Below are 23,010 nucleotides of genomic sequence, written 5' to 3'. Positions count from 1 at the left end.
TTTCAGGCGGCCGGCGGCTGCGCCAGCCAGCGCGCGGCCAGTGCCGGCACGTCCACCGGCTGGTCCGTCAGGACTTCCATGGCGCAGGCGCGCTCCGCGGCCTCCAGCGGCTCGGCCGTTGCGAGCTGCTTTTCCAGCACCGCCACGCCGGCCTCGGACGGGTCGCTGCCGGCCGCGTCGCGCGCGGCCACGCGCTCGCGCAGGGTGGCTGCATCGGCACCGCAGGCCAGGATGCCGAAGGGCACGCCCAACTGCCAGGCCAGGTGCTCGAACAGCCGCCGGTGCTCGCGGCTGAGGAACGCGGCGTCCACGATCACCGCAAAGCCGCCCAACAGCGCCTCGCGCGCGCACGCCAGCAGGTGCTCGAACGTGCGCCGGCCCGCCTGCGGCGTGTAGAGGTCCAGCCCAAGCGCCGCCGAGCGCTGCAGCGCCTGCAGGCCAAAGAGGCGCTTGCGCTCCACGTCCGAGCGCACGCGCACCGCCCCGGCCTGCGCCGCCAGCGCCTGGGCCAGCGTGGACTTGCCGCTGCCCGACAGGCCGTAGGTGATCAGCAGGCGCGGCGCGCGGCCGGCTGCGACCAGCGCCTGGGCGCAGGCCAGGTAGTCCGGCCGCGGGCCGGACGGTGCGGACTGCGCGGAGGACGTGGGCGGGGACAGCGCCGCCACGAGCGCGCGCACCAGCGCCCTGTAGACCTGGAAGAAGCGCAGCACGCGGGTGCCGGCGTAGTCGCCGCCGCGCTGCAAGTACACGTCCAGGAAGCGGAAGGCCAGGTCCGCGCGGCCATGGGCCTGCAAGTCCATGGTGGTGAAGGCGATGTCGGCCATCACGTCGGCCCAACGCAGCGCGGGGTCGAATTCGATGCAGTCGAAGGCGGTGGCCTCCTCCCGCTCGCCTTCGCCCAGGACGATGAGGTTGGCCAGGTGCAGGTCGCCGTGGCCCTCGCGCACGGCGCCGGCATCAAGCCGCCGCCGCAGCACGGGCGCCAGGTTTTCACCTTGCCGGCGGACCCAGGCGCGCAGGGCCTGCAGCCGGGCGTCGACGCCCAGGGCATCGTCGAGCTGGTCCAGCACCGTCAAGGCCGCCTCGCACGCGCCCGCGGGCTGGCCAAAGGGGCCGTCGGCCGCGGCCACGGCGGCGCCGCGATGGAAGTCCGCCAGGCGTTCGGCCAGGCACTCGACGTGGCGCGGCAGCAGTTGGCCCGCGCACAGGCGCTCGGACATCAGCGCGCCGTCGGGAAAGCGGCGCATGACCACGGCGTGGTCCAGCACCGGAGCGCCGCCACCCAGGCGTGGCGCATCCGGCGTGCCGCGCACGGGCAGCACGCCCAGGTAGAGCGACGCGGCCAGGCGGCGGTTCAGCCGCAGCTCGTCCAGGCAGGCCTGCTTGCGGCGGGCCGCGGTGCTGAAATCCACGAAGGGCAGCCGCACGGGCTTCTTCAGCTTGAAGGCCAGGTGCGCGGTGAGCAGCACCCAGGAGATGTGCGTCTGCAGCAGCGCCACCGGCGCGCCGGTGAGCCGCTGCAGTTGCGCGCGCAGCGGTTCGGGGTTCAGCGCGGGCGGCGGGGCGTCGTCATCCATGCGCGCAGTATGCGCGGCGCCCGTCGCCCACAAGGCCGGCCGCGCGCAGCGGCCGGCCTTGCGCGCTCAATGCCCGCCGTGGGCCGCCAGCACGGGCTTGATGCCCTTCTTCTCCTCGCGCCGTGCCATCCAGGTGTAGATGGTGGGCAGCACCAGCAGCGTCAGCACCGTGGCCGAGACCAGGCCGCCGATCACCACCACCGCCAGCGGGCGCTGCGTCTCCGCGCCGATGGCATGCGACAGCGCCATGGGGAACAGGCCCAGCATGGCCAGCAGCGCCGTCATCAGCACCGTGCGCAGCCGCGTGAGGCTGCCCTGCAGCACCGCCTCCACCAGCCCCATGCCCTGCGCGCGAAGCTGGTTGTAGTAGGTCACCATCACCACGCCGTTGAGCACGGCCTGCCCAAAGAGCGCGATGAAGCCGATGGCCGCCGACACCGACAGCGGGATGCCCGTGATCGCCAGCGCCAGGATGCCGCCGATCAACGCGAACGGGATGTTGGCCACGATCAGCAGCGCGTTGTTGAACGACTTGAAGGCATCGAACAGCAGCAGGAAGATGACCAGGATGGACAGCGGCACCACCCACGACAGCCGCGCCATGGCGCGCTGCTGGTTCTCGAACTCGCCGGACCAGACGATCTCGTAGCCCGCGGGCAACTGGATCTCCTGGGCGGCCCGCGCCTGCAGGTCGGCCACCACCGAGCCCATGTCGCGGTCGCGTATGAAGATGCCGATGGCGGCCACGCGCGAGCCGTTCTCGCGGGCGATGTTCATGGCGCCGCTGGTCTGCGTGATGTGCGCCAGCCGCGACAGCGGAATCTGCGCGCCGTTGGGCGCGGTCACCAGCACGTCGCCCAGGGCGTCGAGGTTGCGGTACTGCGGCGCCAGGCGGACCATGACCGCGAAGTGGCGCTCGCCTTCCCACAGGTCGGAAGTGCCCTTGCCGGCCAGCGCGGCCTCGATCACGTCCTGGATGTCGCCCACGTTGATGCCGTAGCGGGCCGCGGCCGCGCGGTCGATGTCTATCTTCACCTGCGGCAACTGGCCCTCGCGGTCCACGAAGCTGCGCACCACGCCGGGCGTGCCGCGGGCGATGGCCTCCACCTTGCCGGCCACGCGGCCAAGCTCGTCCAGGTTGGGGCCCTTGATCTTGACCACGATCTGGCCCTTGATCTGCGAGATGCTCTCCAGCACGTTGTCGCGTATGGGCTGCGAAATGCCCGCCTCCAGCCCCGGCACCTGCGACACGGCCTGGCCCAACTGGGCCAGCAGCGCGGACTTGGTGAGCCCCGAGCGCCATTGGTCGTCAGGCTTCAGGTCCACGAAGGCCTCGAAGCCGTTGAAGATCTTGGGGTCGGTGCCGTCGTCCGGGCGGCCCACCTTGCTCACCACGGTGCGCACCTCGGGCACCTGGCGCAGATTGGCGCGCAGCTTTCGGGAGATCTGCTGCGCTTCTTCCGGCGACACCGAGGGCGGCAGGTCCGTGCTCACCCAGATGGTCCCCTCGTCCAGCTCGGGCAGGAACTCCGAGCCCAGCGCCGCGCCCAGGGCCAGCGCCGCGGCCAGCGTGGTCAGCGCCATGCCCAGCACGCGCTTGGGCCGGTGCAGCGCCCATTCCAGCGCCGGGGTGTAGACCTTCTTGCACCCCCTTACGAGCGCGTTGTCCTCGTGCGGCACCTGCTTCTTGAGCAGCAGCAGGCACAGCAGCGGCACCAGCGAGAGCGCCAGCACCAGCGAGCCCACCAGCGCCGAGGTCACGCTCCACGCCATGGGCGAGAAGATGCGGCCCTCGTGGCGCTGCAACGTGAAGATGGGCAAATGGGCCGCGATGATGATGACCATGGAGAACAGGGTCGGACGGCCCACCTCTATGGTTGCCCGCGTGACGGCTTTCAAACGCTCGGCCTTGCTCTTCATCTGGTGCTCGTTGAGCTCGCCCAGCCGTCTGAAAATGTTCTCCACCACGATCACCGCGCCGTCCACGATGATCCCGAAGTCCATGGCCCCGAGCGAGAGCAGGTTGGCCGGGATGCCCACGAAGGTCAGGCCCAGGAAGGTGGCCAGCAGCGACAGCGGGATCACCGCCGCCACGATGGCCGCGGCACGCAGGTTCTGCAGGAACACGAAGAGCACGAACATCACCAGCAGCGCGCCTTCGGTGAGGTTGTGGAACACCGTGTGCAGCGTTTTGCCGATGAGCCAGCTGCGGTCGTAGTAGGGCTCGATCTGCACGCCCTTGGGCAGGATGCGGGTGTTGAGCTCCTCGATCTTGGCGTGCACGCCGTCCAGCACCGTGGAGGGGTTCTCGCCTTTGCGCATGAGCACGATGCCGTTGACGATGTCGTCGGCGTCGTCCTGGCCCACCAGGCCTTGCGGGGGCTGCTGGCCCACGCGCACGTCGGCCACGTCGCGCACCAGCACGGGCGCGCCGTCGTGCTCGCCCACCACCACCTGCTCGATGTCGGCGGAGGACGTGAAACTGCCCAGCGAGCGCACCAGGAACTGCTGCCGGCCCTGCGTCATGGCGCCGCCGCCGGCGTTGGCGTTGGCGCGCTGCAGCGCGGCGAACAAGTCCTGCAGGCCCAGCTTGTGGTCGCGCAGGCGCTGCAGGTCGGGGTTGACCTCGTACTGCTTGACGGAGCCGCCCATGGTCACGAGGTCGGCCACGCCGCCGACCTGGCGCAGCGCCTTCTCCACCACCCAGTCCTGCAGCTCGCGCAGCTCGCGCGGCGTGTAGCCGTCGCCGCGCAGGCGAAAGCGCAGGATCTCGCCGATGGCCGTCGAGGGCGGGGGCACCTCGGTCTCCACGCCCGGGGGCAGGTCCACCGAGCGCAGCCGCTCCAGGATCTGCTGGCGCGCAAGCTGGTCCGTGGTCTTGTCGTCGAACGTGACCATGGAGAACATCAGCCCGTACTGCGTGTGCGAGAACAGGCGCACCGTGTGCGGGATGCCCGTGAGCGCGATCTCCACGGGGATGGTGACCTGCTTTTCCACCTCCTCGGCGGCCCGGCCCGGGTACAGCGCGATGACGTTGACCTGCGTGTCCGACACGTCGGGGAAGGCTTCCACCGGCAGGTTCTTGAAGGCGATGGCGCCCGCGCCCACGAACACGGCCAGCGCCAGCCACACCATCAGCGACTGCTTGAGTGCGAATTGGACGAAGCGGTTCATGGCTGGGCGGCGTCCATGAGCTGGTTGAGGTAGAGGCCGCCGCCCAGGACGACCTGCTCACCGGCCTGCAGCCCGCCCAGCACCGTCACCGACTGCGGGCCGGCGCTGCGCACCTGCACCTCGCGGCGCTCGTAGCGGCCCGGCGCCTGCTGGACGAAGGCGTAGGTCTGGTTGCCGCGCAGGAACACGGCGTCGGCAGGCAGTTGCGGCTGGGCGCCGGGCTGCTCGATGACGGCGTTGACGAACATCTCCGCCTTGAGCTTGCGCTCGGGGTTGGCCACGCGGGCGCGTACTTTCACGGTACGCGTTGCGGCGTCAACCGACTCGCCGACGTTCACCACGGCGGCGGTGAACTGCTCGTCCGGCCAGGCCGCGGCGCGCAGCGCCACGGTGGCGCCGGGCTTGAAAGGGGCCAGGCGGGTTTCGTCCACGTCCAGCGTCACCCACAGCGAGGTGGGGTCGCTGATGACGAACAGCGGCGGTCCCTGCACGTCCGGCCGCACCTCGGTGCCGGGGTTGGCGTTGCGCTCCACCACCACGCCGCCCAGCGGCGCGGACAGCGTGAGCGACTGGTTGACCGACTGCGCGGCCACGCCGTACTGGGCCAACCGTGCATGGGCGCGGCCGGCCTCGGCCTGGCCGCGGGCGAGGTCGGCCTCGGCCTGCTGCACGTCCTTGGCGGACATGATGCCGGCCGTGCCCAGCTCGCGGGCGCGCTGGACGGCGCCCTGGGCCAGGCGCAGGTCGGCCTGGGCCTTCTGGTCGTCGGCCTGGGCCTGGCCCACGTCGCCGGAGGCCACGTCGGCCAGCGCGTCGCCGCGCTTGACGGCCTGGCTCACGGTGGCGCGCAGCCGCTCGATGCGGCCGGCAAAGGGCGACCACACGCGCACGGTGCGGTCTTCGTCCCAGCCCATGCGGCCGGGCACGGTGAGCGCGCGGTGCGTGTCGGCCTCGACGCTGACGATGCGCAGCCCCGGCGGGTCCTGCTCGCCGGGGAAGACCACGACGCCGTCGGCCACCACCGGCAGGGGCTCGGCGGCAGGCGCCTCGTGCTTGCCGCAGCCCGCCAGCGCGGCGGCCACCAGGAATGCGCCCGCCAGGCTTTGGCAGGTCGCGGTGAGCTTGAACTTCATGGTCGGACTCAGGGAAGAACGGAACCGTTGGCCATTGCCGCCGCCTGCGAGACGGCCTGCAAGTCCACCAGGGCCTTGGCCGCCTCGGCCTCGGCGTTGATGCGCTCGATCTGCGCCGCGCGCAGCGAGCGCCGCGCGTCGAGCACGTCCAGCACGCCGCTGGCGCCGCGCTGGTAGGACAGCTCGGCGCCCTGCGCCACGCGCTGCGCCGCGGGCAGCAGCTCGTCGCTGACCAGGCGGCGGCGCGATTGCGCGGCCTGCCACTGCGCCAGGGCGCGGGTGGCTTCGTCCTGCGCCTCGGCGCGGGCGCGCTCCAGGGCTTGCGCGGCGCTGTCCACGTCGGCCTGGGCGCGGCCGATCTCGCCCTCGTAGGCGTGGTTGAACAGCAGCGGCACGCTCACGAACACGGAGACGGTGTTGCCCGTGCCGCTGGAGTTGGTGGAGGTGACCGGGTAGCGGTCGAGCTGCACGCCCACGCCCACGTCGCGCGTGGCCTGCGCGCGCGCCAGCGCCAGCGCCAGCGCCTGCTGCGCGGCCGCCAGCCGTGACTGCGCGGCGGCGACGGCGGGGAGGCGCTCCAGCGGCACGGGCTGCGGCGCGGCCGGCTGTGCAGGCGCCTGCGCGCGCGGCACGATGGCCTGCGCCTGCTCCGGCGCGCCCAGGGCCAGCGCCAGTTGCTGGCGCAACGTGCGCGCGTCGGTGTCGGCCTGCACGAGGTCGGCCTGCACGCGCAGCGCGTCCAGGCGAAAGCGCGTGGCGTCCAGCGGCGCGGCGTCGCCGCTCTTCACGCGCTGCTCGAACGCTTGCAGCGAGCTGTCATTGAGGGCCACCGAGGCGGCCAGCTCCTCGCGCCGCGCCAGCGCGGCGGCCAGGTCGTGAAAGGTGCGCAGCGTGGCGGCCGTGGCCTGGCGGCGGGCTTCAAACACATCGGCCGTGGCGGCGTCGCGCTGGGCCTGCGCGGTGGCCACGCGCAGCCGCGGCTTGCCGCCGCGCTCCACGAGCTGGTCCACGCGCACCTGGTGGTCGAAGGCCTTGTTCCAAAGCGAGCCCGCACCCATGTTGCGGCCCAGGTTGCCGGCACCCAGGCCCAGCGTGGGGTTGGGACGCTGGCCGGCGGTGACGACGTCGGCCGCCGCGCCGCCCAGGGCGCGCTCGGCCGCCAGCACGTCGGGGTGGCACAGCGGCACGCGCTCGGCCACCGCGGCAGGCGTGAGCGCGGCGGCGGCCTGGGGCGCCAGGGCTGGACAAGCCAGCGCGGACAGCGCCGGGCCAGCCAGCAGCAAAAGTAAAACAGGGTTTCTGGACATGTTCGCTCAACGCCGTCATCGCGGCAACGCCGTACTGCTGCAGGCGAAAAACGCCCGCGAGATGGGCCTTTTTCACGAACGACACAAATGGTCGCTTCGACGTTGCAGCGGCATGCTAGGCAAGCGAGCTTGCAAGCTTCTATCAATGCCAACGGCAACAGGCCCGCAGCCCATGGCGTGGGAACGCCTGCGAAGTCCTGCGGGCGCCCGTACACGGCCTGGTGCCGCGCGGCAGCGGCCGGGACGCCGCCATGGTTGCGCACGCGACAGGGCCGCGGCAGGAAGCTGCCGCGGCCCGCGAGCCCGCCTGAAGGCGGCGGGAGCCGGAGCGCCTTACTTGAGCGTGGCCAGGTAGGCCAGCAGGTCGGCGCGGGCCTTGGCGTCGGCCAGGCCGTCGTACTTCATCTTGCCGCCGGGCAGCGCCTGCTTGGGCAGGGTGATGTAGGCGTCCAGCCGCTGCGGCGTCCAGCTCCAGCCGCTGGCCTTCATGGCGTCGGAGTAGCTGAAGCCGGGCACGGCGGCGGCCTGGCGCCCGGCCACGCCGAAGAGCGAGGGGCCCTTCTTGTTGCGCCCGTCCTTGACGCTGTGGCATTCGGCGCAATGCGTGGAGAAGACGTCGCTGCCCAGCGCCGCGTCGCCCGCCGGCTGCGCCAGGCTTGGGCGTGCCGCCAGCAGCGCCGCGGCGGCCAGCGCCAGGCCCAGTGCGCGCAAGAGGGTGTGTTGCATGTGCATGGCCCCGGTGCTCAAAAGGCCGTCCATGCGAACAGGAACCAGGTGTTGTTGTCCGACGCGTTGCGGCCGCTGCCGTCGTAGTTGGAGGACGCGCCGTTGTAGCGGCTGTAGGCCGTGTACTGCAGGCCCAGGCGCAGGTTGGCCCAGGGCGCGGCCCAGGAGTCTTCCTTGCCCCAGGGCGTCCAGTCCAGTTGCACGATGCGCCCGCGGGTGTCGGGACTGCCGCCGGCGCCGCCGTAGAGCGTGGCGTCGGCGTCGCCCGTGGTGCGGAAGAGGCCTGCCGTCACGCCCCAGGTCTGGCGGAAGTGGTAGGAGACGTTGAGCTTGGTCTCGCGCAGGTGGCCCGTGGGGTTGTCGGCCTCGCCGCCGTCCAGCCAGGCATTGCGGCGCTGGCGCTCGCGGATGTGGCTGCCCTGCAGCGTGACGATGTGCTCACGCGTGCCCAGCCACTGGTACTGGCCGTCCATGCCGACGTCGGTGAAGCGGTTGGACGGCGATCCCGCGGCGCGGTCCGGGCGCAGCGCGGCGTTCATGCCGAAGAGGCCGGCGTGGAAGGCGCTGTCCCTGAAGTACGCCAGGCGCCAGTAGGCCGTGCCGCTGCCCAAGCGGCCGGGATCGTCCTCGGCGCCCTGACCGGTGCGGACCTGCAAGGTGCGCGACAGCGTGCGGTAGGTGCCCAGCTCCGCATACCAGCGGTTGTCGTAGAAGCCGTAGGCCGAGGCACCGAGCACGCGGTGCTCCAGCCCGCCATTGACCAGCGTGGCCGCGGGCGCGCCGCTGTAGCCCAGAGCCGAGGCGGTGAAGGGGAAGCTCCACACCGGCGAGGTGTTGAACGGGTCCTGCACCGTGGGGTTGTTGTTGACCGACAGGCCCAGCACCAGGTCCTTGCCCTGCAGGCTGGTCGCGTGCGCGAAACGCAGGTCCATGTGGTCCAGCGCGGTGGATTTTTCAATGCCGTCGTAGGTGACCTGCACGAAGGCGCCTATCTGCTCGGCCAGGCGCCCGGCGATGAAGAGCGAGGCCTCGTCCAGCGCGGCGTTGTTGTTGGTCTTGTAGCCGTCGGCCGGCGGCTCGTCCTGCGCCTTGCGGGTGCGGGTGTAGGAGCCCACGAGCATGCCTGAGAGCGGCACCTTGCCGGCCTGGCCGTCGCTGTCGACGTAGCCGCCGATCTTGAAGCGTATGCCCGCCGGCGTGAGCTGCGGCCCGTAGCCGCCGACGTGGCAGGCCGCGCAGTCCTGCCCGGTCTGGCGCGCAAAGCTGGGCACGGCCTGGCTGGACGTGGCGCCCAACGCACCGGCCACGCCCACGGCCAGCGCCAGGCAGGCCCTTTTCCATGACGACAAGCGCTTCATTCCACTTCTCCTCTCTCTCTCCGTCCAAACGTGTATTCGTGTGTGCGTCCTTGCATCGGTGCGTCCGTGCGTCCGTGCGTCCGTGCGAGCAGGCGCATGCGTGCGCCGCGGGCGCCCCTAACGTTGCAACTGCAACGGCATCTGCCGGATGCGGGTGCCGGGCTCAGCCGCGCGAACGCAGCCCCGGCCACATGGCAGCCAGCACGCCGTCGCGCCGCACCCAGTGGTGCCACAGCGCGGCGCCCGCATGCAGCGCCACCGCGGCGGCCAGCAGCCAGGCGGCGTTGCCGTGCCAGTCCTCCAGCGTGTCGGCCAGGTCCGGGTCGCGCGCCACCAGCGCCGGCAGCGTGCCCAGCGCGGGCAGGCTCACCGCGTGGCCGCGTGCATTGGTCAGCGCCCAGCCCAGCAGGGGCAGCACCAGCAGCAGCGCATACAGCAGCGCGTGCACCGCCTGCGCCAGCAGCGCGGCCCACGGCGATGAGGCGGGCTCGGCGGCCCGCAGCGTCCAGCGCGTGCGCCCAAGCAGCCGCAGTGCCGTCAGCAGCCCAACGGCCAGGGCCAGTTGCCGATGCAACTGCAGCAGCGCGTCGCGCAGCGCCTTCTCATCGAACAGCTCGCGCGCCAGCACCAGGGCGAACACGGCCAGCAGCAGCGCGGCGGTGAGCCAGTGCACGGCGATGAGCAGGCGGGGATGGCGCGGCGGCGCCGTGGCGGTCGAAGGCGTCAAGGGCATGGCAACGGTGGCGCCCGCCGCGGCGCAGGCGGGCATGCGGCAGGCAAGGGTTGGGCAGGCGCCGCCGCGGCGGCGACGTCCTGCGATGCTTCGCACCGTAAAGGCGCGCGCCCTTCAAATGCCTGACAGTCGCTGAAGGCTTGCGCCGGGGTGAGCGCTTCAGCGCGGCGACTGCGCAGGCACCGCCGGCAGCGTCACGCACACCAGCAGGCCCTGGCCGCCCGGCGCCGTCTCCAGGCTCACCTCGCCGCCGTGGCGCCAGGCCACCTCGCGGACGATGGCCAGCCCCAGGCCCGCGCCGCCGGGCTTGGCGTTGGTTGGGCGGTAGAAGCGGTCGAACACGCGGGCGCGCTGCGCGCTCGGGATGCCGGGGCCGGCATCCTCCACGCTGAGGCGGCACAGGCCGTCGCGGCCCTGGCCGCAGCGCACCGTCACGGCCGTGTTGGGCGGGCTGTGGCGCAGCGCGTTGTGGATGAGGTTGTTGAGCAGCTCGTGCAGCATCCAGGCCGAGCCGCAGACGGTGGCGGGCTCGGCGTCGAAGCCCAGGTCCACTTGGGCCGCCAGCGCCGCGTCCAGCCACTCGGAGGCCGCGGCCTCCAGCAGCTCGCGCAGGTCCAGCGGGGTGAAGTCCTGCACCTGCACCGCGTCGGAGCCCGCGCGCGCCAGCGCCAGCATCTGGTGCGTGGTGCGTGCCATGCGCCCAAGCGCGGCGCTGACGGCGCCCAGCCGCTCGCGCTGCGCGGGCTGGGCGTCCTGCAGGGCCAGCTCGATCTGCGTCTGCACGCCGGCCAGCGGCGTGCGCAACTGGTGCGCGGCGTTGGAGAGGAAGGCCTGCTGCGACGCGGCCGAGCGGCGCAAGTGCGCCATCAACCCGTTGAGCGCCAGCACCAGCGGCGCGAGCTCGCGCGGCAGGCCGGCGTGCGCAAGCGGGCGCAGGTCCTCGGCGGCGCAGGCGCCGACCTCGCGGCTGAGCGCCTCCAGCGGCGCCATGGCGCCGCGCACGCCGCCGTGCACCAGCAGCATGGCCAGCGCCATGAGCAGCAGGTTGGGCCACAGCGTGTCCAGCAGCACGCCGCGCACCTGGGCCTGGCGGCGCACCACGGTTTCGGCGATCACGACCAGCACCCGGCCGTCGGCGGCCTGGTGGGGCCAGGTGGCCACGCGCACGGCATGGCCGCCGATGGCGGCGTCGTCAAAGCTGGGCGCGGCCGCCCCGGGGCGGGCCAGCGCCAGCACCGCCGCGTCTCCGCCCAACAGCCGGCCCTCGGCGCCCTGCACCGCGAACAGCAGCCGGTCGTCGCCCTCGCCGGCCTGCATGGTCTCCACCGTGCGGCGCAGGTGCGGCGCGGGGTCGTCGTTGCGGGCGTCGTCCTCGTCCAGGTCCAGGCGCGAGGCCAGCGCCGCGGCCATGCGGCCCAGTAGCAGGTCCTGGTTGTCCTGCGCGCGCTGCGCGGCCTGCAGGTAGTCGTACACGGCACTGAGCAGCAGCACCGCCAGCAGCGGCCACCACAGGCGGCGCAGCAGCCGCGCGCGCAGGCTTGCGCCGGAGCCGGCGGGCAGGTCCATGGGCCGCCTCACAGGTCCAGCCGGTAGCCTATGCCGCGCACGGTGCGCACCTCCAGCCCCGTGCCCTGGAGCTTGGCGCGCAGCCGCGAGACGTAGATCTCCACGGCGTTGTCGGTGATCTCGCGGTCCCAGCGGCCCAGGCTGTCGGCCAGGCGGCGCTTGGGCACCACGGCGGGCGCGTTGAGCACCAGCAGGTGGACGAGGTCCCATTCGCGCGCGGTGAAGGCCAGCGGCTGGCCGCCCAGCGTGGCCTCGCGGGTGGCCACGTCCAGCACCAACGGCCCAAGCGCCAGGCGCGAGGTGGCCGCCGACAGGCTGCGCCGTATCAGCGCCTGCATGCGCGCCAGCAGCTCCGGCAGCAAGAAGGGCTTGATGAGGTAGTCGTCGGCGCCGTCGTTGAGCCCCCGCACCCGGTCGTCCAGCCCGTCGCGCGCGGTGAGCACCAGCACGGGGATGCGGTCGCCGCGCCCGCGCAGCCGCCGCAGCAGCTCCAGGCCGTCCATGCCGGGCAGGCCGATGTCGACGATGGCCAGGTCATGGCGGCGGTGCGACAGCGCCTGCAGCGCCGGCTCGGCCGCGCCCAGGTGGTCGGTCTCGTAGCCGGCCTTGGCAAAGGCCTGCTGCAGGCCGCTGGCCAGGAGTTCATCGTCTTCTATGAGCAGGATGCGCATGGCGGGCGTGGGAGCGGTTGGGGGCACGGACCTTGGGCGCGGCCGCGGCGGCGGACGGCGCCAGCCGCAAGTGTCCACGCCGCGCCGCCGGCGGCTGTCGCGCACAGACGCGAAACAGGCCGACCGAGGCCACGTGATGCCGGTGCGGGCAGGCCCGCGCCGCGCTGGACGGCCGCCGCGCCGCCGCTTCACCATGCGCCACGCATGAACCACCGAGGAGCACGGCATGACCCAGCACGGCGATTTGGACGAACGCGACGCCCTCCACCTGCGCCAGGCCATACGCCTGTCGGCGCAGGCGAAGGCGCGCGGCAACAAGCCCTTTGGCGCGGTGATCGCCGCCGCCGACGGCACGGTGCTGGCCGAGGCCGGCAACACCGGCACCGAAACGCGCGACTTCACCGCCCACGCCGAGATGAACGCGCTGCGCGCGGCCGGCCCGCGCCATGCGCGGCAGCTGCTGGCCGGCGCCACGCTCTACGCCTCCGGCGAGCCCTGCGCCATGTGCGCGGGCGCTGTCTTCTGGAGCGGCATCGGCCGCGTGGTGTTCGCGCTGGACATCGCCGCGCAGCAGCGCGCGGGCAAGCCGGCGGAAATTGCCCTCTCCTGCCGCGACGTGCTGCAGGCCGCGCCGCGGCCCGTCACGGTGCTTGGGCCCTGCCTGGCCGACGAGGCGTTCGAGGCTTTCAAGGGCGCCTGGTAGCGCGCGCACCGCGCCACCCGGGCCCCGCCCGCAGGGCCCCAGGGGACGGCACGCCGCCTGCCCAGGGCTGCGGCGTCGCGCGCCGCAGCGCACTTGGCCGGCGCCCACAACACTCCCCTTGCAGACCCTGGAGAAGCTATGCCCACCGTCTTCGATTCCATGGCCGCGCGGCTGCGCAGCGCCTGGAAGCCGCACAAACAGGCCACCACGCCGCGGGCCTTCCGCTGCCAGTGCGGGCGGCCCGTGTTCTTTCGCAACAGCCAGTGCCTCAACTGCGGCACGGCGCTGGGCTACGACCCGGCGCGCTCGCAGGTGCTGCCGCTGGAGCCCTTGGGCGAGCACCTGTGGCGCGAGTTCGGCGCGGGCGAGTTGGCCCCTGCCTACCGGCGCTGCGGGAACTTCGAGGCCGCCGCGGCCTGCAATTGGCTGCTGCCGGCCGAGGAAAAGGGGCCGGACGGGCAGTTCGCACCGCTGTGCAAGGCCTGCCGGCTCAACCACACCATCCCCGACCTCTCCGTGGAGGAGAACGCGCTGTGGTGGGGCCGCATCGAGGTCGCCAAGCGCCGCCTGGTGTCGCAGCTCATTGGCCTGGGGCTGCCCGTGCTGTCCAAGGTGGAGGACCCCGAGCGCGGCCTGGCCTTCGACTTCCTGCGCGCCCCCGAGGGCGGCCCGCCCGTGATGACCGGCCACGACGACGGCCTCATCACGATCAACGTCGAGGAGGCCGACGACGCCCGGCGCGAAAAGCTGCGCGCCCAACTGCACGAGCCCTACCGCACGCTGCTTGGGCACTTCCGCCACGAGGTGGGGCACTACTACTGGGACCGGCTGGTCAAGGACACCGAGTGGATCAACCCGGTGCGCGAGCTCTTCGGCGACGACCGCATGGACTACGCCGCCGCGCTCAAGAAGAACTACGAAGAGGGCCCGCCCGCCGACTGGAAGGACCGCTTCGTCAGCACCTACGCCAGTTGCCACCCGTGGGAGGACTGGGCCGAGACCTGGGCCCATTACCTGCACATGGTGGACACGGTGGACACGGCGCTGTCCTTCGGCATTGACGCCGACGACGTGGAGATCGAGGCCGTGCCCTGGACCAGGGAAGCCCTGTGGCGGCCGGACGACGCCGACGCCGAGGCCTTCCTGGGCTTCATCAACGCCTGGACCGAGCTGACCGCCGTGCTCAACGAGATGGCGCGCAGCATGGGACAGGCGGACTTCTACCCCTTCGTCCTGCCCAAGCCGGCCGTGGCCAAGCTGCAGCTCATCCATGCCATCGTCCGCGGCACGGGAGCGCAGGTCGAGCCGCCGGCCGCGCCCAAGGCGGCGCCCAGCTCCACGGCCGAGGAGGAGCCGGCCGAGCCCGTGGCTTGAACAAGCCGCAGGCGGCCCCGCGCATGGCGCCGGGGCCGGCCGATTCACGCAGTCACACCGGGGCGCTCAAACCGCCGGCCCGTTGGGCCCGCTCTTGGTACGCACCACCAGCTCCAGGCCCAGCAGGTCGATGACGTCCAGCACCTTCTGCAACTGCAGCGTGGGCTTGCCGCCCTCCAGCTCCACGATGAAGCGGTTGCCCGTGCGGCCGCGGTCGGCGATGTCGAGCTGGCGCAGCGACAGCCGCTTGCGCTGCGCGCGCGCCAGCGCGCCCAGCGCCACCGAGGACCGCACCACGGCTTCGCTCTTGTCTTCTTCCGAAACGGCCGGATGGATGTCGTTCTGGTTCAATGCCGTTACCTCCTTGTAACGGATTGTTCCATTGCCGCGGCGCAAGTGGGCACTGCCGGGCCCCTGGGAAGCTGCACAGGGTGTGTCGAAATACCGGGCGCGGCGCTTGCCGAACGGGGTGCCGCCGCATTGAGCGCCTTCCAGGAGCCCCCCGATGAACGACTTCCCCGACGCCGTCCCCTCGTCCCGCCCGTTTGCCATCGTCACCGGCGCGTCCTCCGGCATAGGGCTGGAGCTGGCGCGCTGTTGCGCGCAGCGCGGCTGGGACCTGCTCATCGCCGCCGACGAGGCGGCCATCCACGACGCCGCCCAGCAGCTGCGCGCCCTGGGCACGCAGGTGCAGGCCGTGCAGGCCGACCTGGCAACGCCCCGGGGCGTGGAGCAGCTCTGGGACGCCGCCGGCGGCCGCGTGGTGGACGCGCTGCTGGCCAACGCCGGGCGCGGCCTGGGCCGCGGCTTCCTGGACCAGGACTTCGGCGCCGAGCGCCATGTCCTGGACACCAACCTCACCGGCACGCTGGCGCTGCTGCACAAGGCCGGGCGCCAGATGCGCGAGCGCCGCAGCGGCCGCATCCTCATCACCGGCTCCATTGCCGGCTACATGCCCGGCACCTACCAGGCCGTCTACAACGGCAGCAAGGCCTTCCTGGACTCCTTCGCCTACGCGCTGCGCGAGGAGCTCAAGGACAGCGGCGTGAGCGTCACCTGCCTCATGCCCGGGCCGACCGAGACGAAGTTCTTCGAACGCGCCGACCTGATGGACACCCGGGTGGGCACCATGAAGAAGGACGACGCGGCCATGGTCGCCCGCCAGGGTTTCGAGGCCATGCTCGCGGGCAAGCCGGCCGTGGTCACGGGGCTGAAGAACAAGCTGCAGGTGGCCGCCTCGCACGTGGTGCCGGACACGGCGCTGGCCCGCGCCCATGCGAAGCAGGCCGCGCCGGGCACGGCGCAGACGCCGGCACAAAAGTCCGCCAAGGCCGTGGCCGGCGCGTTGGGCGGGCTGGCGCTGCTGAGCGCCTGGTGGCTGCTGCGCGGCCCCTCGGCACGGCGCGGACAGGTGACGGTGTGAGCGGCTGAGCGGGCCGCGCGCACCGGGCGACAGGGCCGCGGCCCAGCGTAATGCCGCCTTTCGGCCTTGCACCGCCCTGGCCACTGTCCCTGGCCTTCTGCCCCGCCCAGGCCAAGCGACCATGGGCCACATTTAGATGTAAACTATTGTTTCTTTCCTGTTTTGTCCCCCATGCACGCGCAGCGCAGTGCAATTTCGCAAGCCTGCTCAAAATATTTTCTGAAATAAGAAATTTCCCGCAGGGCGGGCAAATCTCAATACGGGCGTCAGCTTCAACAAGGCAACCCTGACACAAGAGCAACGGGAAAGTTGTCCGGCCTGGTTGAATATCGCGATATTCCGCCACTAAATAAACAGTTATGAAAATCCGAGGGGGATCATGAAAAACAATGAATCGATATTGGGCCATGCCCAGCGCGGCATGCGCCGTGGGTGGTTGCTGGCCTTGCCTTTGAGCCTATCCATTGGGCTGGGCGCTTGCGGTGGCGGTGGCGATGGCAGCAACAGCACGGTGCTCACGGTGGAAACGCCTGCCACCGTGCGCTCCAGCGCCTACGAGGGCGAAATGGTGGACGGCGTGTCGTTCTTCATCAAGGCCACCAGCCATCCCGAAGCGCTGCAGGGCAAAACCCTGTACCTGATCGCTGAAATCCCTGACGCGGGCCTGTTCCAGCCGCAGCCCCTCGTGTCCATCGACACCAGCGGCACGTCAGGCAGCGTGCAGCTCGTTGGCCTCGACGCACCTGACGGCGCCCGCACTTACAGCGGCAACATCACCATTCATGCCTGCCTGGACCCGCAGTGCAATTCGCCGCTGACAGTCGTCAACAGCCGCATCCCCTATGAAATCCGGGTTCTCAAGGGACTTTCTCTGGGCACCGAGGAAATTACGCTGGCCGCTGATTTCGGAACCATGCCAACACCCGCCGGGGTATCGGTCCAATTGCCGGACGACGTCGCATCCTGGGATATATCCCCGACTTACAACGCGGATTTCAGGGTATTCAAGGTGACGCGCGACACCACGGGCGCCACCCCGCGCATCGGCATTTCCGCAAACACACTGGCCTTGCCCGATACCAGCATGGACGAATTCGTCACCGTCACGGCCACGACCGCGCGCGGCGCGACGCTCAGGCGCAGCCTGCACATGGTGCAGGCCACGGGCGCTGTCCATGGGAGGGCATGGGCGTTCCAGCGCCCTGAGGTCACGTTCGAGATGCCATCCAGCGGCCCCGGCACGTCCGAGACCATCAGCGCCGACGCCCTCTTCCCCGGTGGGGACAGCGACCGTTTCCGCTTCGTCGGCGTGAGCTACGAGTGGCCGGCCGCGGCGCAGAACGACCCTCGTCGTGACGCTTGGCTCCGCTACGACCAGCCTTCTGAATCCAGCACCGGGACCCAGCCCAGCCAGCAATACGGCATCAATCTCAGCGCCGACCGCTGCTACAACGACGTGTGCCTGCCCGCGGGCACCTATCGGGCCGTGATGCACTACACCTACAGCCCCGCCGGGGGTGGCGTGCAAAACGTCGATTACACCGTCACGCTCAAGCTGCTGCCCTGAGTGCTGCAACCGCGCCACGGCCAGAGCCTGCGGCGCCGTGACGGGCCGCAGGCTCGGTCCGGCCCGCTTCAGGCCGTGGCCGCCGCGTCCTGCGCCACCACCACGCGGTTGCGGCCCTCGTCCTTGGCCTGGTAGAGGGCGCGGTCGGCGCGGCCCAGCAGCGGCGTGGTCTCGCGCTCGGTTGGGCCGAAGGCGGCCACGCCGATGCTCACGGTCACGTTCAGCGGCCCCGCCGCGGTGGACACGTCCTGCCCCGCCACCGCGTGGCGCAGCGTCTCCGCCAGCACGGCCGCCCCTTCCCGCGTGGTGTCGGGCAACAGCACCGCGAACTCCTCGCCCCCCAGCCGGCCCATGCGATCGGTGCGGCGCAGCCGCTCGCGCGCGACCGCGCACACCTGCGCCAGCACGACGTCGCCCGCGGCATGGCCGTGGCGGTCGTTGATGAGCTTGAAGTGGTCCAGGTCCAGCATCAGCACGGCACCCACGCGGCGGTGGCGCTGGTAGCGCACCAGCTCCTCTTCCAGCGCCTCCAGGAAGGCGCGGCGGTTGAGCACGCCGGTGAGGGCGTCGGTGGTGGCCAGGCGCCTGAGCTCCAGCTCCCGCGCCTTGCGCTCGCTGATGTCCTCCAGCACGGCAATGAAGTGGCGCACGCTGCCGTGCTCGTCGGCCAGCGGCGTGATGGTCTGCGAGACGTGGTAGGGCGTGCCGTCGGGGCGGCAGTTGCTCATCTCGCCACGCCAGACCTCGCCGGCCAGGATGGTGCGCCACATGAGCGCGTAGATTTCCGGGCGCTGGTCGCCGGAGCTCAGCAGGTCCTGCGGGCGCCGCCCAACCAGCTCCTGCAGGCTGTAGCCGCTCAGGCGGCTGAAGGCCGGGTTGGCCCATTCGATGACGGCACGGCTGTCGGTGATCATCACCGCGTTGTCGGCCGCATCCAGCGCAGCGCCCAACAGCCGCAACTGCGACTCGGCGCGCTTGCGCTCGGTGATGTCCTGGAACAAGCCCACGAAGTGCAGCGGCCGCCCTTCGGCGTCGCGGTCCACGTGGATGGTCAGCCACTGCGTGTAGCACTCGCCGGACTTGCGCCGGTTGATGATCTCGCCGGCCCAACTGCCCTGCTCCAGCAGTTGCGTCCACATCGCGCGGTAGAAGGGCGTGTCGTGCTGCCCCGAGGCCAGCAGCGAGGGCGTGCGGCCCAGCACCTCGTCGGCGCCATAGCCGGTGATGCGGCTGAAGGCCGGGTTGACCGAGACGATGCGGTTGTGCGCGTCGGTGATGACGATGGCCTCGGCGTTGATGGCAAAGACGCGGCTGTTCAGGCGCAGCGCCTCGGCGCTGCGGCGCTGGGCCGTGACGTCCATCTGCAGCAGCAGCGCGCAGCGCCGGCCGTCGCGCTGCAGCGGCCGCACCAGCACGCGATACCAGCGCGGCCCGGCCGAGGCGCTGCCGTGGAAGCTGCCCTGGTAGTCGTCGGCCTGCCCCGCGAGCACGGCGGCGATGCCCTGGCCCAGCGTGGGCGCGTCGGGGTCGTCGCCCTGGTAGAGCGCGCCCAGCGCCTCGTAGTGCGGGCCGGCCAGCAGCGCCGCGGGCAGCGCGGCGTCGCGCGCCATGTCGCGCCAGGCCTGGTTGATCTGCAGCGCGCGCCCGTTGGGCGCGAACAGCAGCACGGCTGCCGGCAGCGCGTCCAGCAGCCGCGCCTGCTGCTCCACCTGCTCGGCCTGCACGCGCATGCGCCGCAGCGTGGCGCGGCGAAACATGCCGTAGCCCCCCAGCAGCGCCAGCGCCGCCAGCCCGATGAGCGGCGTGACGATCCAGGCCTGGCGGCGCACCTCGGCGCGCGCGCCGGCCAGCGCCGCGGCCTCGTCCACGCGCGCCACCACGGCAAAGGGGCGCGCGTGGTCGCTGCGGTAGGCGGTGATCCACGTCCCCTGCTCGCCCATGGGCTGCAGCAGCGTGCCGATGTCGGCGCCGTCCTGCCAGCGCCGCACCAGCGCCTGGTTGGCCCGGCGCCAGGCCGCCGGGTCGGCGTCGCGCGTGCTCAGCAGCAGCGCGCCGTCCCAGCGCAGCAGGTCCACGGCCCAGGCGGTGTCGGACTCGCGCGCCATGAGGCGGTTGAGAAAGAAGTCCACGTTGAGCGTGGCCACCACGCCCGGGCCGGCCGCGCCGCCGCCCATCAGCACGGGCACGAAGCCCAGGTCCACCGCCGCGTCGCCGCCGGCGAGCACGCCGTCGACCAGGTCGCGCCCAACGTGCGCCCTGCCCACGCGCAGCAGCGGCTCGCCGCCATCGGCATCGGGCAGGAAGCCGCGCAGGTCCACCTTCACGCCCAGGTTGGCCGGGTTGGAGCTCAGCACCACCAGGCCCTGGCGGTCCAGCAGCGACAGCGAGCGCAGGTGCGGGGCGTTGTGCAGCACCTCGCGCAGGCGCTGCGCGCGCGCCTCGTCGCTGGCGTCCTGCGCCGCGGCCTGCAGCAGCCCGCGCAGCGACAGCTCCACGGCCGACAGCGTCTGGCCAAAGAGATGGGCGTTGTGCCGCGTCTCGGCCACCGCCAGCCGCCGCTGCGCCTGGACCTGCTCGTCGGCCAGGCGCTGCCCGTGGTAGAGCAGCCCGCCCAGGGCCAGCGCCACGGTCAGCGCCACCGCGGCCACGGTGCTCCAGTCGGCCCGGCGGCTCCAGGTCACGCGCACGCCGGCCTCCGGCGGCATGGCGCCGTGCACGGGCGGCGAAGCGGTCCCATGCGGCTCACTGCGTGATGACGATGGGGTCCAGCCCGTGGCGGCGCGCCGCGGCCAGCAGCCGCCCGTCGCGCTTGATGCGGGCCACGAAGCCGTCCAGCGCCTGCAGCCAGCGCTCGTCCCCGGGCGCCACGGCCCAGGCGTAGGGCGTGACGTGGTAGGTGCTGGTGGGGGCCACCAGCCGCGCCCAGTCGGCGCTGTCGAGCATGCGGCGGCTGTAGGGGAAGTCGGTCATGAACACGTCGGCGCGCCCGGACTCCACCTCCTGCTCGCGCGCGTGCGGCGTGTCCAGCACCGCCAGTTGCGCCTGGCGCAGCTTCTCGCGCATCACCGGCTCGTGCAGCGTGCCGCGCGCCACGGCCACGACCACGCCGGGGCGGTCGATGTCGTCCCAGGTGCGGATGCGGCGGTTGCTGCGCGTGGTGATGGCGTAGATGTCGCTGGCCAGGTGCGGCGCCGTGAAGCGCAGCTTTTCCTGGCGCAGCGGCGTCACGCCGATGGCGAACATGGCCACGTCGCAGCGGTCGGCGAGCAGGTCCTCCACGAGCCGCGCGAAGCTGCTGTCCACGAACTGCACGGCCAGCCCCAAGTCCTTGCCCAGCTCCTGGGCCAGGTCCACGTCCAGGCCCACGAGCTGGCGCGTGACCGGATGGCGGTAGGAGATGCCGTAGTAGTCAGGCCAGACGCACACGCGCACCTGGCCGGCCTGGCGCAATCGCTCCAGGCGGGAAGGCGGCTCGGCGGCCAGGGTGGCGCTGGACAGGGCCAGCGCCGCGGCGGCCACCAGCAGGCGGCGCGGCAAGCGGAAACGGGAAACAGACATCCGGAGCGCGGTGGCAAACGTGAGCGGGCGCCAGTGTGGCGGGCCGCCACCGCATTTCCCCGGCGCCGGCCGGTGGATTTTTTGCAGTTGCGCAATGTTTTGCCGCTTTTCCGCAGTAGCGCGCGGCCGGCGCCGCCCACCCGGCCCGGCGCCCACCGCGCACGCGCCGGACGCCTCGGCCGGCTACGCCGGCTCGCCCAGGCTCACGCCGATCTCGCGGGCGCAGCGCAGCAGCGGGTGCTCGGCCGGGATGCAGCGCCGCCCCGCGGCCACCGCCTGCAGCGCCACGCTGGTGAGCTCGCCGCCTTGCAGCGTGACCATGCGGCCGAACTCGCCGCGCCACACCAGGTTGGCCACCTCGTTGCCGTAGCGCGTGGCCAGCACGCGGTCGAAGGCCGTGGGCGCGCCGCCGCGCTGCACGTGCCCCAGCACGGTGGCGCGCACTTCGCTGTCCAGCAGCGGCTGCAATTGCGCGGCCAGCACATGGGCCACGCCGCCCAGGCGCACGGGCTCGTCGCGGCCCGGCAGCACTTCCTGCACCACCACGCCGGCATCGCGCGCGTGGGCGCCTTCGGCCACGCAGATCACGGTGAAGCGCTGGCGCGACTCGCGCTCGCGGCACACGGCGGCCACGGCCTGCACGTCATACGCGATCTCCGGCAGCAGGATCACGTCGGCCGCGCCGGCGATGCCGGCCTCCAGCGCGATCCAGCCCGCGTCGCGGCCCATGGTCTCCAGGATCATCACCCGCCCATGCGCCTGCCCCGTGGTCTGCAAGCGCTCCAGCGCCTCGGTGGCCACGGCCACCGCCGTGTCGAAGCCGAAGCTGCGCTCGCAGCCCACGATGTCGTTGTCTATGGTCTTGGGCACACCCACCACGGCCAGGCCGCGCGCGGCCAGCGCCTGCGCGATGGCCATGGTGCCGTCGCCGCCGATGGCCACCACGGCGTCCAGCCCCAGGGCCTGCGCGCTTTCGAGCACGCGCTGCGCGCCCGCTTCGCCCTCCATGAGCGGGTTGCGGCGGTTGCTGGTGCCCAGCACGGTGCCGCCGAGATGGATGAGGCCGCTGACGGCGCGCCAGTCGAGCTGGCGCACGCGGCCCTCCTGCAGCCCGGCAAAGCCGTCCTCTATGCCCACCACCTGCGCCGAACAGTGGCGGATGAGCGACTTGGTGACGGCGCGGATCACCGCGTTGAGCCCCGGCCCGTCGCCGCCCCCGGTCAAAACGCCTACTCGCATGCGCTCGCTCCCTCGAAGTCAAAGCCCGCAAGTGTGCCGGCACATTGCGCACCCGCTGCGGTGCGGGCCAGGCCAAGGGCAGCAGCGCCGGGCCGCGTCGGCGCCGGCAACGCACGTCAGGACGTCCGGCGCCGCTGCACGCGCACGCCGTCGCGCACGGCGGCGGCGGGATAGAGCACCACGTCCTGGCCGGGTTGCAGGCCGCTGCGTATCCAGGCGCGGCTGCCGTTGCGCGCGGCCACGTCCACGGGCTGCAGCCGGGCGCGGCCGCCGTCGACCCGGTACACGGCCATGACGCCTTCGTCCTCCACCGGAAACACGGCGCCCACGGGCACCTGCAGCGCCGAGGCCACCGATTGCGTGACGATGCGCACGCCCACGCGGTAGCCGTCGCCCAGGGCGCGCCAGGCCGCGGGGTCGCTCTCGATGTCCATGAGCACGCGCACGCGCTGCTCCTCCACGCCCAGGGCCGAGACCTTGGTGAAGGCCGCGGGCTCCACCAGCCGCACGCGGCCCTGGAGCACCCCGGGGCCGCCCCAGCGCTCCAGCAGCACGCGGCTGCCCGGGGCGGCCTGCAGCGCGTCGGTGGTCAGCAGCTCGGCCACGACTTCCATGCGCGCGGTGTCGCCCAGCTCCAGCAGCGGCGCTCCTGCGGCCACCGTGGCCTCGCTCGCCTGCGCCACGCGCAGCACGCGGCCGGCCACCGGCGCGCGCAGGACGAAGGTGCGCCCGCCCGCCGCCGGCCCCCGCTGCACCGCCGACAGCGCCGCGCGGGCCTGCTCCACGTCGTGCGCGGCCACCTCGCTGTCCAGCCGCGCGGCCTGCACGTCCTGGTGCGCCGCCTGCAGCGCCAGCCGGCCGTTGTCGAACCTGGACAGCGAGACGAAGCCCTGGCGGACGA

Annotated in this window: 18 protein-coding genes; 4 read left to right on the top strand and 14 right to left on the bottom strand. The window is 72.3% G+C overall.

What is annotated here, in order from left to right; genetic code table 11:
* Positions 1-2 precede the first annotated feature (2 nt).
* The 9 genes from SM757_RS29195 to SM757_RS29155 form a co-directional block, all read right to left on the bottom strand.
* Positions 3-1,577, bottom strand: a complete 1,575-nt coding sequence (locus tag SM757_RS29195) for a bifunctional aminoglycoside phosphotransferase/ATP-binding protein (protein WP_322468054.1) — start codon at positions 1,575-1,577, stop codon at positions 3-5.
* A gap of 66 nt (positions 1,578-1,643) precedes the next feature.
* Positions 1,644-4,751: an efflux RND transporter permease subunit gene (locus SM757_RS29190; RefSeq protein WP_322468053.1), complete on the bottom strand. Its 3,108-nt coding sequence runs from the start codon at positions 4,749-4,751 to the stop codon at positions 1,644-1,646.
* On the bottom strand, positions 4,748-5,884 hold the full coding sequence (locus SM757_RS29185; protein WP_322468052.1) for an efflux RND transporter periplasmic adaptor subunit: 1,137 nt from the start codon (positions 5,882-5,884) through the stop codon (positions 4,748-4,750). Before SM757_RS29185 ends, SM757_RS29190 begins: the two co-directional genes overlap by 4 nt.
* Positions 5,885-5,892: 8 nt before the next feature.
* The gene (locus tag SM757_RS29180; RefSeq protein WP_322468051.1) at positions 5,893-7,191 is read right to left on the bottom strand and encodes a TolC family protein; all 1,299 of its coding nucleotides are present in this window, start codon (positions 7,189-7,191) and stop codon (positions 5,893-5,895) included.
* Between the two features lie 333 nt (positions 7,192-7,524).
* Positions 7,525-7,917 carry a c-type cytochrome gene (locus SM757_RS29175; RefSeq protein WP_322468050.1) on the bottom strand — a complete coding sequence of 131 codons (393 nt, stop codon included), beginning with the start codon at positions 7,915-7,917 and terminating at the stop codon, positions 7,525-7,527.
* A gap of 17 nt (positions 7,918-7,934) precedes the next feature.
* Complete coding sequence (locus tag SM757_RS29170; RefSeq protein WP_322468049.1) at positions 7,935-9,275, bottom strand: cytochrome c1 protein; 1,341 nt, start codon at positions 9,273-9,275, stop codon at positions 7,935-7,937.
* A 163-nt stretch (positions 9,276-9,438) separates the two neighbouring features.
* Entirely contained in the window at positions 9,439-10,002 is a 564-nt protein-coding gene (locus SM757_RS29165; RefSeq protein ID WP_322468048.1) for a cytochrome b, read from the bottom strand.
* A gap of 165 nt (positions 10,003-10,167) precedes the next feature.
* The gene (locus SM757_RS29160) at positions 10,168-11,574 is read right to left on the bottom strand and encodes a sensor histidine kinase (protein WP_322468047.1); all 1,407 of its coding nucleotides are present in this window, start codon (positions 11,572-11,574) and stop codon (positions 10,168-10,170) included.
* A gap of 8 nt (positions 11,575-11,582) precedes the next feature.
* On the bottom strand, positions 11,583-12,272 hold the full coding sequence (locus SM757_RS29155; protein ID WP_322468046.1) for a response regulator transcription factor: 690 nt from the start codon (positions 12,270-12,272) through the stop codon (positions 11,583-11,585).
* 199 nt (positions 12,273-12,471) lie between these two features.
* On the opposite strand from SM757_RS29155, the gene SM757_RS29150 reads away from it, so the two are divergent.
* Positions 12,472-12,948: a nucleoside deaminase gene (locus tag SM757_RS29150; RefSeq protein WP_322468045.1), complete on the top strand. Its 477-nt coding sequence runs from the start codon at positions 12,472-12,474 to the stop codon at positions 12,946-12,948.
* 138 nt (positions 12,949-13,086) lie between these two features.
* Positions 13,087-14,322 (top strand): zinc-binding metallopeptidase family protein, encoded by a 1,236-nt coding sequence (locus SM757_RS29145; protein ID WP_322468044.1) that lies wholly within the window; start codon positions 13,087-13,089, stop codon positions 14,320-14,322.
* Positions 14,323-14,388: 66 nt separating this feature from the next.
* On the opposite strand, the gene SM757_RS29140 is transcribed toward SM757_RS29145, so the two are convergent.
* Positions 14,389-14,673, bottom strand: a complete 285-nt coding sequence (locus tag SM757_RS29140) for a helix-turn-helix domain-containing protein (RefSeq protein WP_084267498.1) — start codon at positions 14,671-14,673, stop codon at positions 14,389-14,391.
* A 154-nt stretch (positions 14,674-14,827) separates the two neighbouring features.
* On the opposite strand from SM757_RS29140, the gene SM757_RS29135 reads away from it, so the two are divergent.
* Both SM757_RS29135 and SM757_RS29130 read left to right on the top strand, forming a co-directional pair.
* Positions 14,828-15,745 carry an SDR family NAD(P)-dependent oxidoreductase gene (locus SM757_RS29135; protein ID WP_084267497.1) on the top strand — a complete coding sequence of 306 codons (918 nt, stop codon included), beginning with the start codon at positions 14,828-14,830 and terminating at the stop codon, positions 15,743-15,745.
* 511 nt (positions 15,746-16,256) lie between these two features.
* On the top strand, positions 16,257-17,312 hold the full coding sequence (locus tag SM757_RS29130; protein WP_322468043.1) for a hypothetical protein: 1,056 nt from the start codon (positions 16,257-16,259) through the stop codon (positions 17,310-17,312).
* A 68-nt stretch (positions 17,313-17,380) separates the two neighbouring features.
* Here SM757_RS29130 and SM757_RS29125 read toward each other — a convergent pair whose 3' ends face one another.
* The 4 genes from SM757_RS29125 to SM757_RS29110 form a co-directional block, all read right to left on the bottom strand.
* Positions 17,381-20,017, bottom strand: a complete 2,637-nt coding sequence (locus SM757_RS29125) for a diguanylate cyclase (RefSeq protein WP_322468042.1) — start codon at positions 20,015-20,017, stop codon at positions 17,381-17,383.
* A gap of 37 nt (positions 20,018-20,054) precedes the next feature.
* On the bottom strand, positions 20,055-20,870 hold the full coding sequence (locus SM757_RS29120; RefSeq protein WP_066336848.1) for an ABC transporter substrate-binding protein: 816 nt from the start codon (positions 20,868-20,870) through the stop codon (positions 20,055-20,057).
* A 183-nt stretch (positions 20,871-21,053) separates the two neighbouring features.
* The gene (locus SM757_RS29115; protein WP_066336845.1) at positions 21,054-22,109 is read right to left on the bottom strand and encodes a 6-phosphofructokinase; all 1,056 of its coding nucleotides are present in this window, start codon (positions 22,107-22,109) and stop codon (positions 21,054-21,056) included.
* 116 nt (positions 22,110-22,225) lie between these two features.
* Positions 22,226-23,010, bottom strand: a 785-nt coding sequence (locus SM757_RS29110) for an efflux RND transporter periplasmic adaptor subunit (protein ID WP_322468041.1), incomplete at its 5' end; no start/stop codon positions are given.

This window comes from Azohydromonas lata, from assembly GCF_034427735.1.
Classification (GTDB): domain Bacteria; phylum Pseudomonadota; class Gammaproteobacteria; order Burkholderiales; family Burkholderiaceae_C; genus Azohydromonas; species Azohydromonas lata.
Note: the sequence above shows the minus strand (reverse complement) of the source record. Positions and strands in the feature narration are given on the sequence as shown.